The organism is Parabacteroides sp. CH2-D42-20 (genome assembly GCF_003670185.1).
Taxonomy (GTDB): domain Bacteria; phylum Bacteroidota; class Bacteroidia; order Bacteroidales; family Tannerellaceae; genus Parabacteroides; species Parabacteroides distasonis.
The window spans coordinates 100,895-115,314 of the sequence record NZ_RAYG01000001.1; the positions used below are offsets into that span (position 1 = coordinate 100,895).

Genomic DNA, 14,420 nt, shown 5'->3' on the forward strand with positions numbered 1-14,420 from the left:
AAATTTAATGATGTATGGGAAAGAGATTTTTTAAATTCACGGCGTTAATCAGTTTGATCTTTTTCGCTATAAACGTAGATGTTTTAGCAGAAGGTGACAGTGATGATCATGCTTGCCCGGATGGCGACCAAGGCCCAGTCATAAGCTGCGGCAGATATGAGGGGACTTGCTGGAATGTAGATTGGATAAGTGGTATTTATTATGTGCATTGTTATTTCTCAGGAATGCAAGAACATCATTGTTATCCAGATTAAAAAGCATGAAAAGTATCATCTATTATTTTTCGATGATATCCATATTTTTCTTTCTTTCTTGTACGGGATGGAAAGATAAGAAAAATATGGAATCAGATATCATCACCGTGAATTTGGACGAGCGAGACGAGATCTCCACTAAAGATCTATTTTCTGAGATCCAACTCATTCCGTTAGAGACAACGCCAGAATCGCTGATCCGTAATATAACCCAAATCAAGTTTTTTGAGGATCGATATTATATTCACGATTATTCGAGATCCCAAATCTTTGTTTTCGATAGGGAGGGACATTTCCAATTCGCGCTTAACGAGAAAGGAAACGGCCCGGGTGAGTATTTAAACTTAACAGATTTCGCGATCGATACGACCCGCAGGAACCTTGTAGTACTTTGCGCCGTCAGCAACGCTCTCTTTTTCTATGATCTAGGGGGGCAAGTTCATCGAGAAAAAGAAACTTCCTGAAATAGCGGGGGCCTACAACAGCCTACAGTTCCAAAACAAGGATACGATAGCTTTCTTCACATACGATTACGACCATCGCTTGAAGTTTTATTCCCTATCAAGAAACGAGATACTCGATGAATATTTTCCTGAAGACATAAAAGATGTATTTTGTAGGGGTGTATTTCCATTTCCACAGGCTTTTCGAAGGTCTTTGACTAATACGATTTATTCACTATCGGGAGCGACCTTTACAGAGCTTTATCGTTGGGATTTTGGTGATTTAAATAATGACATCGAAAAATTAGAATTCCATCCCAATATGAGCAAGCAAGAAATAATTCAATACGCAAAGGATGTCTATTCCTCTAAGAGCGTAAATTATATAATAGACTCTCAGGGACAAAACAGCAGATATCGATACGCCATGGTAGTCCGCCAAAACAAGTACATCCAACTGTTTTATAACAGGAAAAACCATGACTTGCTTCAATTCGAGCGAACCAAGGAGGGCTTGCAACTTTACCCGATCTACTTCGGAGAAGACTTCATCCTCTGTACTCCGGAAGGAGGGCTTCCATTAAATGATCTATTTCCCGAGAAGTTAAGAAATGAGGATCAGCAAAGAATTATTCAATCACATTCGGAACAAGAGAATCCTGTCTTAGTAAAATATGTTTTCAAAAATGAAGGTTAACGAGAATACAATTTATATTTTCCTTTTGGGGATACTGGCAGGCATAATTTGTATGCAATGCGTGAATCATTTTAGAAAATCCCCGAAGGATGTGTATGTTGACAATTTTGAATACGAGAAAGAAAGTCTGGGTATCCTTAAAAGAGAAGAACTAAAAAATGAACACTATGAATGCCTTGATCAAATAGCCTATTGGGGAACAGACTCTCTAGATTCTTTCTTCTTAAGTAATTTATGTAATGATAAAAAATTATTCTTTTGTTTTTCAGAGAAAACATGTCCTCCTTGTATCGATGCAGTTGTCGATATAATGAACGAGGTTTTTACAGACGAGGAAATAAAAACAAAAATAGTTTTCGTATCGCCTGATTATCCTGCTCGATTAAGAAACGATTGCTATGGGAAAAAACTATTGAGCTTACATAATAAGAATTTAGGGCTACCTATGGAACTAGAAGATTCTTTCGCTCCTTTTTTATTCATTATGGATAAAGATTTATGTGTTAAATATTTACATATTCACAATAAACCACTCCCACGACTTACTTTAATTTATCTAGAAGAGATAAAAAAAATGTGGTAGATCTTATTGCGGTTGATCGTACGATATTAAGCCGCAGGCTGTTAACGAGGATGGGAAGGAGGATTTGATCATCGTTGGAAGCTTTGAGGAAACGGAAGGAATGATCGAAGAAAGAATCGTGTTGGAATTGGAGGATGTGCCAGCGTATCTCTGGCTTCCGGATCGCATCACTTTAGAATCTCGCAAAAAGTGAGTCTTATATAATTTTAATCTATTTGATATATAATATACTATATAACAGCATAGTATATATATACAAAAGGAGCTTGAGAAAGTCTTGTAGTAGTCTTATCCAATAAAAAAATCATTTGCGCAAGTCGTGTAGTAGTCATTTTCATGGCTACCGTAATTTATTGTGTTTCCTTTGCCGGCGAATAAAATCTTAAATTCTTTCGACATGATGAAACACGAACTGGAGAAACAATTAGATGCGCTAGAAAAGAAAGGTGTCGACAGACGACATTTCTTTAAGTTATTAGCGGCGACAGGACTGATCGCGGGAGTTAATACCGGAAAAGCAAACGCTTTTTCAAGCAGCGCAAAAGGTAAAATCGTTATTATCGGTGGAGGAGCCGCTGGTATCAGTATGGCTGCCCGATTAAAACATTGGCTTGATGAACCGGATATCACCCTGATTGACCCCAGCGATCGTCAGTTTTATCAACCGGGATTCACTCTGATCGCCTCAGGTGTGTACCAACCGGAAGATGTTTGGAAGAAGCAAGAGGATTGTATGCCTAGCGGTATAAAATGGATAAAGGACTCGGTCGCCGCGGTTGATCCCGTATGGAATCAAGTAACGACCAAAAGTAACGGAAAGATTCCATACGACTTTTTAGTACTGACCCCGGGATTACAATGTAACTGGGAAAAAGTAGAGGGTATTACCCACGATACCTTGGGACAAGGAAACGCAAACTCTATTTACGATTTCGAAGGAGCCCAAAAGACATGGAAAGCTCTTCAAGAATTCGCTAAAAAAGGAGGCAAAGGTATTTATACCGATACCTATACAAAACATAAATGTGGTGGCGCCCCCAAAAAGATCTGTTTATTATCCGAACATTACGCAAGGAAACAAGGGACACGCGACAAGCTGCAATTGAATTATTTTACCGCATCGAAGGAACTATACGATATCCCGTATTTCACACCTCGCTTGCTAGAAATATATAATGAACGTAACATACCTATTAACTTGAATGTACGTGTAAAAGGTGTAGACACATCCGCGAAGCAAGTACATTTTGAGAAGATAGAGACAAAAGGCGAAGAAAAGATCGTAACGCCGTTCGTAGAGGATTACGATTTCTTACACTTCACCCCGCCTATGTCCGCTCCTGATTTCGTTCGTGATGCCGGATTAGGTTGGACAGAAGGTAAATTGGCCGCAGACGCATGGGTAATGGTCGATAAAGAGACCTTGGTACATAAGAAATACCAGAACATCGTTTCTCTGGGTGATGTAGCCGGTATCCCGACCAGTAAAACATCTGCCGCTATCCGTAAGCAAGTACCTATCGCCGCCAAGAACCTGATCGCGCTCATGGAAGGCAAAGAGCCGACCGAGAAATACAACGGTTATGCCGCTTGCCCGATCGTCACGGATTACGGTCATGTGTTGCTTTGTGAGTTTGACTACGAAAAGAAACCAGACATTTCATTCCCATTCTCGATGATCGATACATCAAAAGAGCAATGGCTTGCTTGGATCTTAAAGGTATATATTTTAAAACCGATGTATTTCAACGGAATGCTTAACGGTTACGCATAATATGAATAAAAAAAATCTATGAAATAAAACTCCCTATAATTTCGAATGCCAAACTACAAAGCCCCGGGTTTCAGTTGTACGAAACCGGGGTTTTTGATTTTTAACGAGTAGCCTTTTCCACTAAATAGACGATCGATTTATAGGATATCCCACTATTCATCGTCAAACCGATCTCGCACGTACGGCTATTGCTATATCCTTCCGTCGCCCCATGCAAGTTCGGTTTCAAGTAATGAAGACCGGAAGCGTTTAGTTCCGGATAGAAGAAACCACGATCGCCCGCCCAACCGCAACAAGTAACTTGAGCGGGAGAGACCACCCGGTTCGCGCATAAGCCCGCCAGTTCCACCAGCTTGTCTTGTACTCCCATCTTCGTTGTACTACAAGTAGAGTGTACCGCTACCGTAACCGGCAACTTAGTAAAGTTCAGACGATCACGCATAAAGTCATAGATAAACTCCACAGGTTCATATAATCGTAAACGTTTATCCAAGGTTTCCCTCATATGCAGCAAGCAAGGGCTCATGTCACACAAAATAGGCAAGCGGCCGTTATCGCTCGCTCGTAAAAGAGCCTCATTCAATTCCTTTGCCTTCTGCGCCGCTTGCTTCCGGAACCCTTTACTGCTAAAAGCCATGCCGCAACAAAGCTTACTTAGATTCTCAGGATAACGAATCGTAAAGTCCGCTCTTGTCAATAAAGCGATTGTTTGTTCCGTTACACTTACAAAATCCACATCTTTATAATCAGCTGAAGCTCCCATCGTACGGGTAATACAAGACGGGAAATAAACCATTTCCATCCCATTCTCTACACCCGTCAGTTCCTTGAACTTTGACGCGCCAGAAGGTGTATGCCGAGTCCAAAGCGGGAATTTATGAGCGGAAGCCCTAAACAAGAAAGAGGCAAATCTCTCGAATGCGTTATACCCCACCAGCTTTGAAAGCACATGGGGCAGCTTAAGCAAAGGACGAAGCATACCCGTTACGGTTCCCATATTCCCGGCGATGCCCGAAGCGATAGCATTCGCCAAGACACCATTCTCTTTCCACCGTAACTCTTTGATCAATAAACCGGTATTAATGCCAACCGGACATGCCGTAGCACATAGGCCATCGGTAGCGCAGGTAGCGTTACCTTTATAGTTAAAGGCTTTCTTGAGTTCTTTATATCGCTTAGAGTTTGTTTCCCCCTGTTCCGCCAAAGCCGATAATTCCCTATAGATCACGATACGTTGCCGGGGTGTCAATGTCACATGCCTTGACGGACATTGTATCTCACAAAAACCACACTCGATGCATTTATCGATCAGCTCATTCGCCAACGGTATTTGCTTTAAGTTCTTTATAAACACATCCGGGTCCCGATTTAAAAGGACACCCGGATTTAATATATTTTCCGGGTCAAAGAGCCTTTTGATCTTCCACATCAACTCATAAATCTCCTCACCCCATTCATCTTTAACAAATGGAGCCATATTTCGTCCCGTGCCATGCTCCGCTTTCAAGCTACCGTCGTAGTAAAGTACCACATCTACAAGGCTACGCATAAAAGAAGCGTAATGATCGATACCTTCCTGTGCGTTTATATCCGGAAAAATCGTGAAATGAACGTTTCCATCCAATAAATGTCCCCACATCACCGCATTTCCGTATCCATAATCCGACAAGACCCCACGCACTTGTTCCAAAGCCTCTCCTAAAACCTCTTCCCGGAAAGCAATATCTTCAATAATAGATACCGTCCCCCGTGGCCGTCTTCCCGCAGCGGAAGTAAATAAACCGTTTCGTACCCGCCAATAAGTAGCGTAAAGCTTCGGATCGGTCGTAAATGATACCGGATATAAGGTCTGTATATCTGCTAGCCGCTCCTCTATATCCCGGAATTGGATTTGAAGTTCTTCTTCCGAATTAGAAGACGTGTCGATCAGCAACGCTACCGCATCCTCGGGTAAAGAATGTAATATCTCCGGCATCCCCGGTTCATCCTCTACCGCATGTAAGGCGTTTCTATCCATCAACTCGGCGGCGGACACCTTGCATTGGCGTAACGGGGCTATGGCTCTGCACGCCTCCATCAAAGAGGGGAAATAAATCAAGGCGGAAGCTTTTAAAACCTCATCGGAGACTGTCTCGAAAGTAACCGAAGAAATAAACCCTAAGGTTCCTTCCGAGCCAACCATTAAATGCATGAGTATATCGTATGGATCGGTATAATCCAAGAAAGAGTTCATTCCATAACCGCATGTATTCTTCAACTCATATTTAGATAGAATCCGGTCTTCCATGTCCGGATTCAACAAGATCTCCAAACGGAAATTCATCAACTTCTCCAATAAGCCTATATGCGTTTGCATGAAATCCCTGCGACTCGCTAACGAAGAGGTATCCAAAAAGGCTCCATCCGCAAAGATAATCTCCATATCCCGGACCGTATTATAGGAGTTATGGATAATACCATAGCTAGAACCACTCGAGTTATTCGCTACGATCCCGCCGATACGTGCGGATTTGATGGAGGCAGGGCTAGGCCCTAGCTTACGGCCATAAGGTTTCAACCAGCGGTTCGCCTCTTCTCCAGTTATACCACAAGGGAATTTAGCCAAACTCCCATCTCCTGAAATCTTAACCTTTCCATAGTCAGGACTGATTTCCATCAATACAGAATCTGAAATAGTCTGGCCGGATAAAGAGGTCCCCCCAGCTTTAAAGGTTACAGATTTACCAGTCTTCTCACATTCAGCAAGAACACGTTTTACATCCTGCTCACAACTCACGATTTCAACTCGTTTGGGATTCAACCTGTAAATCCCGGCATCTGTTCCCTTCGCTAATGTAGTTAAAGCATCAGCATATACCTTTTTTATCTTCATAGTCTAATACCTTTATTTGTCTAGAAACGACATTTCAACAAAGATATGAAACCTTTAAGACAATCAGGGCATTTCTCTAAAATAACGAGGAGAATACCCGAATACTAGCTCCGGATGGAAAATCCAGATTAAATCTTTCAATAGATATTCCGGATGTATAGGGAATTCCTCGTAATAAGGAACTGCACCTGTATTACAGGTATAAATCCGTTTTTTTTTAAAAGCGTCGAAATTCTCGTAAGGAGTATATTCGGAGCGTAAATCTTTATAGGTCATCTCAGAAGACTGATTATATTTAACAAGCCAAATATCCGCATGGATCGCTTTATCAAACACGGTCTCAAATGCTAAGGGGGTACTTCCGGCACCCGGTAAATCCTTAAACATATAATCGGCTCCGGCGTCCTCGATAAGATGAGCCATATAACTATCTCCGGATGGTACATACCACGAAGAGCCGAACTTCTTCTCCGACAAAACAGTAGGACGATTATCTATATTTGCGGTTAAGTCCTTTAGAGACAAATAGGCTTGCTCTGTTTCTTTAAATATAGAATCGGCCATCTCTTCCTTTCCGAATAGCAAACCATAAAAGCGAATCCACTCCGTACGCCCCAAAGGAAATGCCTCCATATAGTCGGCTCCTTCGATAATAGGTATCCCTATCTTCTCGACAGGCCCATAACTACTGTTCTGGAATGGGGAAGCTATCACGAGTTCCGCGCCGATCTCTATCATTTTCTCTATATTCGGAGAGGTAGCCTCACCTAAATCAGCGATTCTTCCGGCCTGTATACCCTCTTGTATGGCAGGAGTATCCATATAACGAGGCTCACAAACGCCTATAACCTTATCGGTTTCGTGCAATTGATCAATAATAGCCGCATGGACAGAAGTATAAATCACAATATCTTTTACCGGGACCTTCACGATCGTCCCTTTGGGTAATCCGCCGGGAACCGACTTTGTCCGGTCTACCAATAAATAGCGTTGAAGCAGACGGGTGCTATCCCACGGATCACGAACTTCCACCATTGTATAGGTATCAAAGCGCTGAACCGTGAAACCTTGGGCATATTGAATACTATCAGAGGAAAAAGCTTCCTTGGAAGAAGTTTGCTTTCCGGATGGCGTACATGCCACCATCCAGAAAGCGAACCCTATGAGAATCAGTAATCGCATTAGATATTATCTTTTTGAGCGAGGACTACTTTCATGGGATTTAAACCGGCCTCAAACTTCTTGAACAATTTACCGTCACCTCCGAAACAATAGATATCGCCATTATTCTTATAATCAGACTCTGCGACATAGACATTTCCACCCACGGCACTGATTGAATAAGGGGATTGTATTGAGGTTCCATCTGTAATAAAGCTCGTTCCCGCAGATTGGCTCTTTGTATCAAATGTTAAAAATGCAGGGCTAGACATTCCCCATTGCGCATAGAACAGAAATAGCTTGCCATCCTCATAGGCCATCTCCGTTGCGTTTGGACAATTCGTAAGGGAAGTAACCTCATAAGTCTCCGTATTTATCTTTTGTACCGTATTGGGTATATCCGCATAGTTACCCATAGAAACCACATATACATTTCCTTGCTCATCCGCCTGTATCCGTGTGGGATTCAATACTACATCCAACTTCTTTATCTCTGTAAAAGTAGACAGATCAACCACTGATACCGTTTTATCATACCCAACCTCGGTACTGTAATCCATACCTCCGGAGTTTGAGACAAACAATTTATTAGAAGATACCGCCAATTGTTCCGGATTCCGTCCGACCTTTACTTTCGCCTCAACCTCCAAGGATGCGGTATCCAAACGAGCGACATATCCATTATAATAGCTAATATAGACTTTTCCACCCTCTGATACCATATAACGGGGCTGCCCCTCTGTCTTGACTTGCTTAATGGATTTTGCCTTCAGATCTGTCACTTCTATCGTAGACTCTCCATATACCGCGATATACATCTTATCGCCATACACGATCATATCCTGTGCCGTATCTCCCAGCCCCCTGCCATTTTGAGCCAAGAAATAATCGGGGACAACCTCATCCTTTTCTATGTCGTACATATATAAAGAAGAGTTGTTATTTCCCATATTGCCCGAATTCAAGAAATATAAAGCCATGAAAGAACTATCCTTCACAAAATCAATAACTCTTACGGAAGCATAAACAGAAGACTCACCTTCCGCATTCGCGGCTATAACTAATAAATAGCCTATATTTACGACATCCGTAATAGCATATGAATGTGTTCCAACTTCTACCTCCGCAATTTTCATATCTTTAGCGGTTCCATCAGAGGAACCATAAATCACGTACTTTGTTACATTGTCAACAGAAGACGGAGCTGTCCAATTTAAGGTTCCACTAACTTTTAAAGCTTCCGGATTCTCATCCGTAAAACTGACATTAGTTACAGATACATTTGGTATGTTCAGTGAAGGCTCATTGTCATCATCACAGCTGACAAACGAGAAAGACATCAATGCACACAAGGCAGAGACACAAACTAAATTCTTCTTTTTCATTACTTTACTTTTATAGTTTACTAATAGGATAAACAAATACTTAAACGCCAAGAACGGCCCGGCATGGGATAATACTGAATAACATCATAATTCACGTTCGCAAGATTTAACAATTCACCTTGCAAACGCAAACCGAAATATCGAAAACGAAAATCTCGATTTATAGAAATACTCTGTTCTATATAAGAATCAATCCTGTTCCGATCTATATTTTGCGGCAATGCATAACGATCACCAACCGCAGTCAGTATATAAGAGACATTTACCCATGGATTTTCCAAGGTTACGGAAACCGTGCCAGAATGACGAGGTGTATAAGGAATCTGATCCTTATAATTCTTAGCTTCCGGATCTGTCACATCAACCGCATATTGAAAAGAATAAGTGGAAGCCAAAAGCAAGCTCATTCGTAAGGGCAATCGGAATTGTGTAGATAAATTTACATCTACCCCTTTAATATCCACTTCGCCCATATTCATCATCTTCCAAACATACATGGTAGGTAAAGCCACGATCTTATCTTTCACCGTATTATAATATCCATCCGCCGAAATACTGAAATGCCGCAGCCAATCCCCACAGGAAGAACTCCATGTTACCCCTACATTATATTGGGAAGTTTCTTCCGGTTTCAAATTTGTATTTCCCATACGGAGGTAATACAAGTCCGTAAATGTAGGAACCCGGAATATATCTTTGTAAGAGGCACGTATCCGCAAAGTACTTTCCGAGAATGGCCGCCAAGACAAACTTACAGCCGGGGATAAACGCCTCTTATCATCCGGTTTTTCCCCTTGCTCCACTTTATCAGTGATATATGTTCCCAATAAACTACCGGTAGCCGTGAATCGACTGTTCTTATATTGCACCGCTAGTACTGATTGAGAGGCCATTCGCTTTGGATTAGGGCCGTTCACAAAATTATTGTCCAGCATAGAGCGAGTTAAATCCGTAGTCAACGTCGCCGATACATACTTTATAGGAGTATACAGCAAACCTACAGAGCCATAATACTCATTCTGTGTATTCAAATCGACTTGTTCGCCCGCAGCATATTTATCATTTATATCTAAATAACGAGTAAAAGCATAATTATACTTAGCCATGGCCCGTAGCGTAAATTTCTCATTAAGAACATTCTTATACCCCGATTGCACGAAAAAGTTATTATCCCATAATCGTTCAGAAGTGTTCTTGTTATATAAATTAACAGAACCGGGAAGCCCCCGCTCCGAATCAAAATAGTACGCCTTAAAGGAAAGTTCGCCTCCCCTTCCAAAATCGCCGAATAGATTACCTTCCAAATGGAAAGAATGGATATCGCTATTTCTTCGCTTCTCTCTCGTCTCCAATTCCCCATTAATTAATGTATAGGGATATTGTCCATCCGCACGCACGAAATCACCATGTAAGGATGCGCTCCAACGCTTTCCTAATTTTTGATCATAATGCAGCACGGGATTAAAAAGCCCGAAGGAACCTCCCTTAACCTTAAGATAAGTACGAAACGATTTGTCTTTAAACGTGGGCTTTCCGGTTTGTATATTCAAGGCGCCTGCCGAGGCATACACCCTTGCCGTTTGGAAAATATCATCCGACTGCCCGATCGATAAGGAAACCATCTCCACGTTATCCAACGAGAAACGGCTGATATCGACTTGCCCGCTTTGCGCATCCGTAATCGTCACCCCATCGTAACTGACGGCGGTATGCTTCGCTCCCAAGCTACGTACCGAGACCGTTTTCAATCCTCCGATCCCCCCATAATCCTGTACCGTAACTCCCGAGAAGCGTTTCACAGCCTCGGATAGATCTTGTACTCCCAAGCGATCAATTCCCGCCCGGTCCATAATTTGCAAAGGCGTACCTTCACGGGTGACCGACGGACGTACCTTCTCCACTACTTCCACCCCGGAAAGCTCGTGATAGGCCGTCGTATCGATCTGTTGACCGTAAGCGACACCCAAAGAAAATAACCATACGCTAAAAACGCACAGACATCTTATAAGATATAAATCTCGCATAATAATTCTTAGGTTTACCAACGTCTTCACCCGAAACGTCGCATAACAAGATCATGGCAGGTTTTCTGGCTCGTCCACCCTCTGTCGGCTACCTTCCCACCTATCCGATAGGCAGTGGCAACAAGATTTGCCGGGGCTCCAAGGACTTACAGCTACGGGTACAGCTCCGGACTCGCACCGGATTCCCTTTTACTAGCCACTACCGGAACGGATAGCGGTTACACCTTGATCGGTGGCAAAGATAGGAAATGTTTTCTGTATTCTTGTCGCATTACCTCTTTCAACTTTTTAAAAATCCGATTAAAATGTGGAACATCATTGTCCCTTTCTCATTTCCACTTGAAACAATGTATATCCGTTAAGTTGATTCTCATGATATACTCATCCTCGCCAATATAATCATCCAGCAATCTTTGCGAGAAGCCGCATCCACCGCAAGACCCCGCTTTCTTCAAGACTTCTACAAGCGGATAGAACGTATGCTCGTACTCCCCCGGCCGATAAACTTCCTCCTCACACATAAGCGTTTCTTTTGTATCACATATAATTAGGAATTCACTATTATCTTTGGCGAATCTTCTTGCGCATTCCAATCGTGCGGTAAAACTTACTATTTTGCCGTCCTTACCGATTTCTGCGCACGTGCGGAATAGAACAGGTCTGGTTGTCGGCAGATAGTTTCTCAAGACGATGTCCCACACATCGAAAAAGGCTTTTCCCTTTTCGGCGGGACCGGTACGAATCCAGTTATCGATAAACGTAATGGTCCGCTCGGTTATCCCCGAGTCTTTTTCCATGATATCAATCAAGTTTTGAGCTATCTCAACCTTCTGATTCCCGGATAGCCTGTATCGGAACTTGTCATCCATCAACTCCAAGAAATAACCGAACAAGGCTTACCGGTCGAAGGGTAGGCCAAGTCAAAATTAACACGTATCGTTTGTATCTCATCGATTTCTCCGGGAGCGATGCGGATGTTCTCTATCACATAACAGCCGGCGGCCTCACACATCTTATCCCGCTCTATGTGATGCTGCCCGTGAGTGCCGAAATGTCCTTTCGCACCGATCTTGTCGGCCTGCCTTTCAAGCCATTCGTATGCCGGATGGCTCGTATCTAATTCAATATGTAGATTCATCTTTTTCCGCATTCAGAAGTCTTCTGGAACAAAGTTAATATAAAAAGTGAGATTGAGAAAAACGGATCTCCATCCGTTCGTCTTCTTCTCGGTTTTTAATAACTTTGTACCTTCAATCTGTAAAAATTGGCTCAAACAAGAATATGGCTCTGCAATGACATGAATTGAAAGCATGAAAACTGAATATTAAAAATGTATGGATAGGAGGCGGCAATCCTTTCCGTGTAATTAAAAATATCGAAGATAATGATTAAAAACCTCATTTTTGATTTTGGCAAGGTCCTCGTAAATCACGATTTGCAACCCATGCTTGAACGATATTTCGGGGATGATGAAGTGTCGCTAATCGGTTTTCACAAGATTCTATCAGATCCGGAATTTATAAACATGTGCGACCGTGGAATAATCCCGTTTGATAAAATGATTGACGGAGCGATAAAAAGGTATCCTGAATATAGTGATGCCTTCACATTTTTCAAAGATAATTATCTTGAAGAGATAACAGGAGAGATTGAAGGTATGCGTGTACTTCTAAAAAAGTTAAAGCAATCCGGATTCAAACTATATGGGTTGACGAACTGGAGCGACACAATCTACCGGGTCATGGAGAAATTCGACATATTCCGGTTACTTGACGGTATGGTAATATCATGTGAGGAACACTTCATCAAGCCTGAAAAGGAAATTTATCTTCGCCTTTGTGACAAATATGGCCTTAAACCGTCGGAATGTTTGTTTGCGGATGACAGAATGGTGAATGTGTTGGGTGCAAAGGCGATTGGAATGGAAGCCGTATTGTTTACAACAACCAAAAAGTATATTTTTGAAATAGAGCGAATTTTCGGGATCAAAATTGAACAATAATAGCTACAGCCAGTGATGGTGATCACGCTCAATGGAAAGATTGTACGCTACCAAAAGCAAATAGGCTTACAGGGCTACGAGGGATTGCCCTTCGGAACGTATCTCATCCGGATAAGTGAGAAAACATTCAAGATCCAACTCTCCAAATAACCGCAAGGCGGGTATGCTTCACACACCCGCCTTTTACATTTGCATATCTCCCGTTTTTTTACGAATATTGCATATCGGTAATCAACAAATAAGATAAACAGGAATATGGGTATCGGGAAATGGATAGGTGGCGTCTTGGGATTTATGGCGTTCGGACCGCTAGGCGCTCTAGCCGGCATTATATTAGGCTCCTTCTTCGAGGAAGGGGCAAATATGACGGGGCAGTCTTTCGGTGGGGGAACCAATTACGATGATGAACATACACGAAGAGACCCATACGCCGGGGAACGTAACAGTTTCCTTTTCTCCATGTTGGTTATGGCATCCTATATCATCCGTGCCGACGGGAAGATCATGCATAGCGAGATGGAATACGTCCGTCAGTTCCTCCGGAGAAACTTCGGCGAGATCGCCGTAAGCCAAGGTGAGGAGATATTGCTAAAGCTTTTCGACCAAGCCAAACGCATGGATCAAGAGAACAACATGGGATTCAAGAATACCATCCGGGAATGCGGAACCCAGATCGCATACAACCTAAGTTATGAGGAGCGGCTGCAATTGCTCGCGTTCCTCGCCGAGATCGCTAAGAGTGACGGGAATGTGTGCGCGGCCGAGATCAATGCCTTGAAAGAGGTAGCGATGGCGATGGGAATGTCTGATAGAGAAGTTGAATCCATGTTGAACCTAAAAGGAAGTTCCTTGGACGATGCCTACAAGGTGCTAGAGATAGAACCGACCGCCACGGACGAGGAAGTCCGTGCCGCCTATCGCCGGATGGCCGTCAAGCATCATCCGGACAAAGTAGCCAGTTTGGGAGAAGACATCCGCAAGGCCGCCAACGAGAAGTTCCAGAAAATAAATGAGGCCAAGGAAAGAATCTATCAATCGAGAGGCTTGAAGTAAGATTCGACAAACAGTATTACTTACGAATTGTCAGCCAATTACATTTACCTTCTTTATGATGTAAATATTCTTTCTCCTAAATAGAAGTGGACAGACATATCATACCTTACAAAAACGCAATCGGCTGTTTATAGAAAAACTTTTTCATATATATTTTCTAAATATTAGAAAA

13 protein-coding genes and 1 riboswitch are annotated in these 14,420 nt (G+C 42.4%); of the genes, 7 read left to right on the forward strand and 6 right to left on the reverse strand.

Annotated features, from left to right (window positions below; translation table 11 throughout):
- Positions 1-14 precede the first annotated feature (14 nt).
- The 5 genes from D7V92_RS00365 to D7V92_RS00380 all read left to right on the forward strand — a co-directional run bounded on the left by D7V92_RS00365 (position 15) and on the right by D7V92_RS00380 (position 3,751).
- A complete protein-coding gene (locus D7V92_RS00365) occupies positions 15-254 on the forward strand; it encodes a hypothetical protein (protein ID WP_008779155.1) in 240 nt (79 codons plus the stop codon).
- Between the two features lie 86 nt (positions 255-340).
- Complete coding sequence (locus D7V92_RS22580) at positions 341-718, forward strand: 6-bladed beta-propeller (protein WP_255420288.1); 378 nt, start codon at positions 341-343, stop codon at positions 716-718.
- A gap of 1 nt (position 719) precedes the next feature.
- Positions 720-1,394 (forward strand): 6-bladed beta-propeller, encoded by a 675-nt coding sequence (locus D7V92_RS22585; protein WP_255420290.1) that lies wholly within the window; start codon positions 720-722, stop codon positions 1,392-1,394.
- On the forward strand, positions 1,384-1,977 hold the full coding sequence (locus tag D7V92_RS00375; RefSeq protein WP_036614860.1) for a hypothetical protein: 594 nt from the start codon (positions 1,384-1,386) through the stop codon (positions 1,975-1,977). The genes D7V92_RS22585 and D7V92_RS00375 overlap by 11 nt, the downstream gene beginning before the upstream one ends.
- Positions 1,978-2,374: 397 nt before the next feature.
- The gene (locus tag D7V92_RS00380) at positions 2,375-3,751 is read left to right on the forward strand and encodes an NAD(P)/FAD-dependent oxidoreductase (RefSeq protein ID WP_008772856.1); all 1,377 of its coding nucleotides are present in this window, start codon (positions 2,375-2,377) and stop codon (positions 3,749-3,751) included.
- Between the two features lie 100 nt (positions 3,752-3,851).
- Here D7V92_RS00380 and D7V92_RS00385 read toward each other — a convergent pair whose 3' ends face one another.
- The 6 genes from D7V92_RS00385 to D7V92_RS00410 form a co-directional block, all read right to left on the reverse strand.
- Entirely contained in the window at positions 3,852-6,623 is a 2,772-nt protein-coding gene (locus D7V92_RS00385; protein ID WP_036651737.1) for an FAD-binding and (Fe-S)-binding domain-containing protein, read from the reverse strand.
- 63 nt (positions 6,624-6,686) lie between these two features.
- On the reverse strand, positions 6,687-7,805 hold the full coding sequence (locus D7V92_RS00390; protein ID WP_036614849.1) for an ABC transporter substrate-binding protein: 1,119 nt from the start codon (positions 7,803-7,805) through the stop codon (positions 6,687-6,689).
- Positions 7,805-9,169, reverse strand: a complete 1,365-nt coding sequence (locus D7V92_RS00395; protein ID WP_005859612.1) for a DUF5074 domain-containing protein — start codon at positions 9,167-9,169, stop codon at positions 7,805-7,807. The genes D7V92_RS00390 and D7V92_RS00395 overlap by 1 nt, the downstream gene beginning before the upstream one ends.
- A 20-nt stretch (positions 9,170-9,189) precedes the next feature.
- The gene (locus tag D7V92_RS00400; protein ID WP_121772057.1) at positions 9,190-11,193 is read right to left on the reverse strand and encodes a TonB-dependent siderophore receptor; all 2,004 of its coding nucleotides are present in this window, start codon (positions 11,191-11,193) and stop codon (positions 9,190-9,192) included.
- Between the two features lie 37 nt (positions 11,194-11,230).
- Positions 11,231-11,436: riboswitch (cobalamin riboswitch) on the reverse strand.
- A gap of 86 nt (positions 11,437-11,522) precedes the next feature.
- Positions 11,523-12,062 (reverse strand): hypothetical protein, encoded by a 540-nt coding sequence (locus tag D7V92_RS00405; protein WP_227804840.1) that lies wholly within the window; start codon positions 12,060-12,062, stop codon positions 11,523-11,525.
- Entirely contained in the window at positions 12,062-12,331 is a 270-nt protein-coding gene (locus D7V92_RS00410; RefSeq protein WP_121772058.1) for a hypothetical protein, read from the reverse strand. The genes D7V92_RS00405 and D7V92_RS00410 overlap by 1 nt, the downstream gene beginning before the upstream one ends.
- Before the next feature lie 246 nt (positions 12,332-12,577).
- Between D7V92_RS00410 and D7V92_RS00415 the strand changes: the two genes are divergently transcribed.
- Together D7V92_RS00415 and D7V92_RS00420 are read left to right on the forward strand one after the other, a co-directional pair.
- Positions 12,578-13,195, forward strand: a complete 618-nt coding sequence (locus tag D7V92_RS00415) for an HAD family phosphatase (protein ID WP_121772059.1) — start codon at positions 12,578-12,580, stop codon at positions 13,193-13,195.
- A 255-nt stretch (positions 13,196-13,450) separates the two neighbouring features.
- On the forward strand, positions 13,451-14,248 hold the full coding sequence (locus tag D7V92_RS00420; protein ID WP_121772060.1) for a DnaJ domain-containing protein: 798 nt from the start codon (positions 13,451-13,453) through the stop codon (positions 14,246-14,248).
- Positions 14,249-14,420: the final 172 nt, after the last annotated feature.

What these genes read in the sequence shown, in the direction of transcription:
- D7V92_RS00365 (WP_008779155.1), top strand. Translation starts at nt 15, where the DNA reads ATGGGAAAGAGATTTTTTAAATTCACGGCGTTAATCAGTTTGATCTTT.
- D7V92_RS22580 (WP_255420288.1), top strand. Translation starts at nt 341, where the DNA reads ATGGAATCAGATATCATCACCGTGAATTTGGACGAGCGAGACGAGATC.
- D7V92_RS00375 (WP_036614860.1), top strand. Translation starts at nt 1,384, where the DNA reads ATGAAGGTTAACGAGAATACAATTTATATTTTCCTTTTGGGGATACTG.
- D7V92_RS00380 (WP_008772856.1), top strand. Translation starts at nt 2,375, where the DNA reads ATGATGAAACACGAACTGGAGAAACAATTAGATGCGCTAGAAAAGAAA.
- D7V92_RS00385 (WP_036651737.1), bottom strand. Translation starts at nt 6,623, where the DNA reads ATGAAGATAAAAAAGGTATATGCTGATGCTTTAACTACATTAGCGAAG.
- D7V92_RS00390 (WP_036614849.1), bottom strand. Translation starts at nt 7,805, where the DNA reads ATGCGATTACTGATTCTCATAGGGTTCGCTTTCTGGATGGTGGCATGT.
- D7V92_RS00395 (WP_005859612.1), bottom strand. Translation starts at nt 9,169, where the DNA reads ATGAAAAAGAAGAATTTAGTTTGTGTCTCTGCCTTGTGTGCATTGATG.
- D7V92_RS00400 (WP_121772057.1), bottom strand. Translation starts at nt 11,193, where the DNA reads ATGCGAGATTTATATCTTATAAGATGTCTGTGCGTTTTTAGCGTATGG.
- D7V92_RS00405 (WP_227804840.1), bottom strand. Translation starts at nt 12,062, where the DNA reads ATGGATGACAAGTTCCGATACAGGCTATCCGGGAATCAGAAGGTTGAG.
- D7V92_RS00410 (WP_121772058.1), bottom strand. Translation starts at nt 12,331, where the DNA reads ATGAATCTACATATTGAATTAGATACGAGCCATCCGGCATACGAATGG.
- D7V92_RS00415 (WP_121772059.1), top strand. Translation starts at nt 12,578, where the DNA reads ATGATTAAAAACCTCATTTTTGATTTTGGCAAGGTCCTCGTAAATCAC.
- D7V92_RS00420 (WP_121772060.1), top strand. Translation starts at nt 13,451, where the DNA reads ATGGGTATCGGGAAATGGATAGGTGGCGTCTTGGGATTTATGGCGTTC.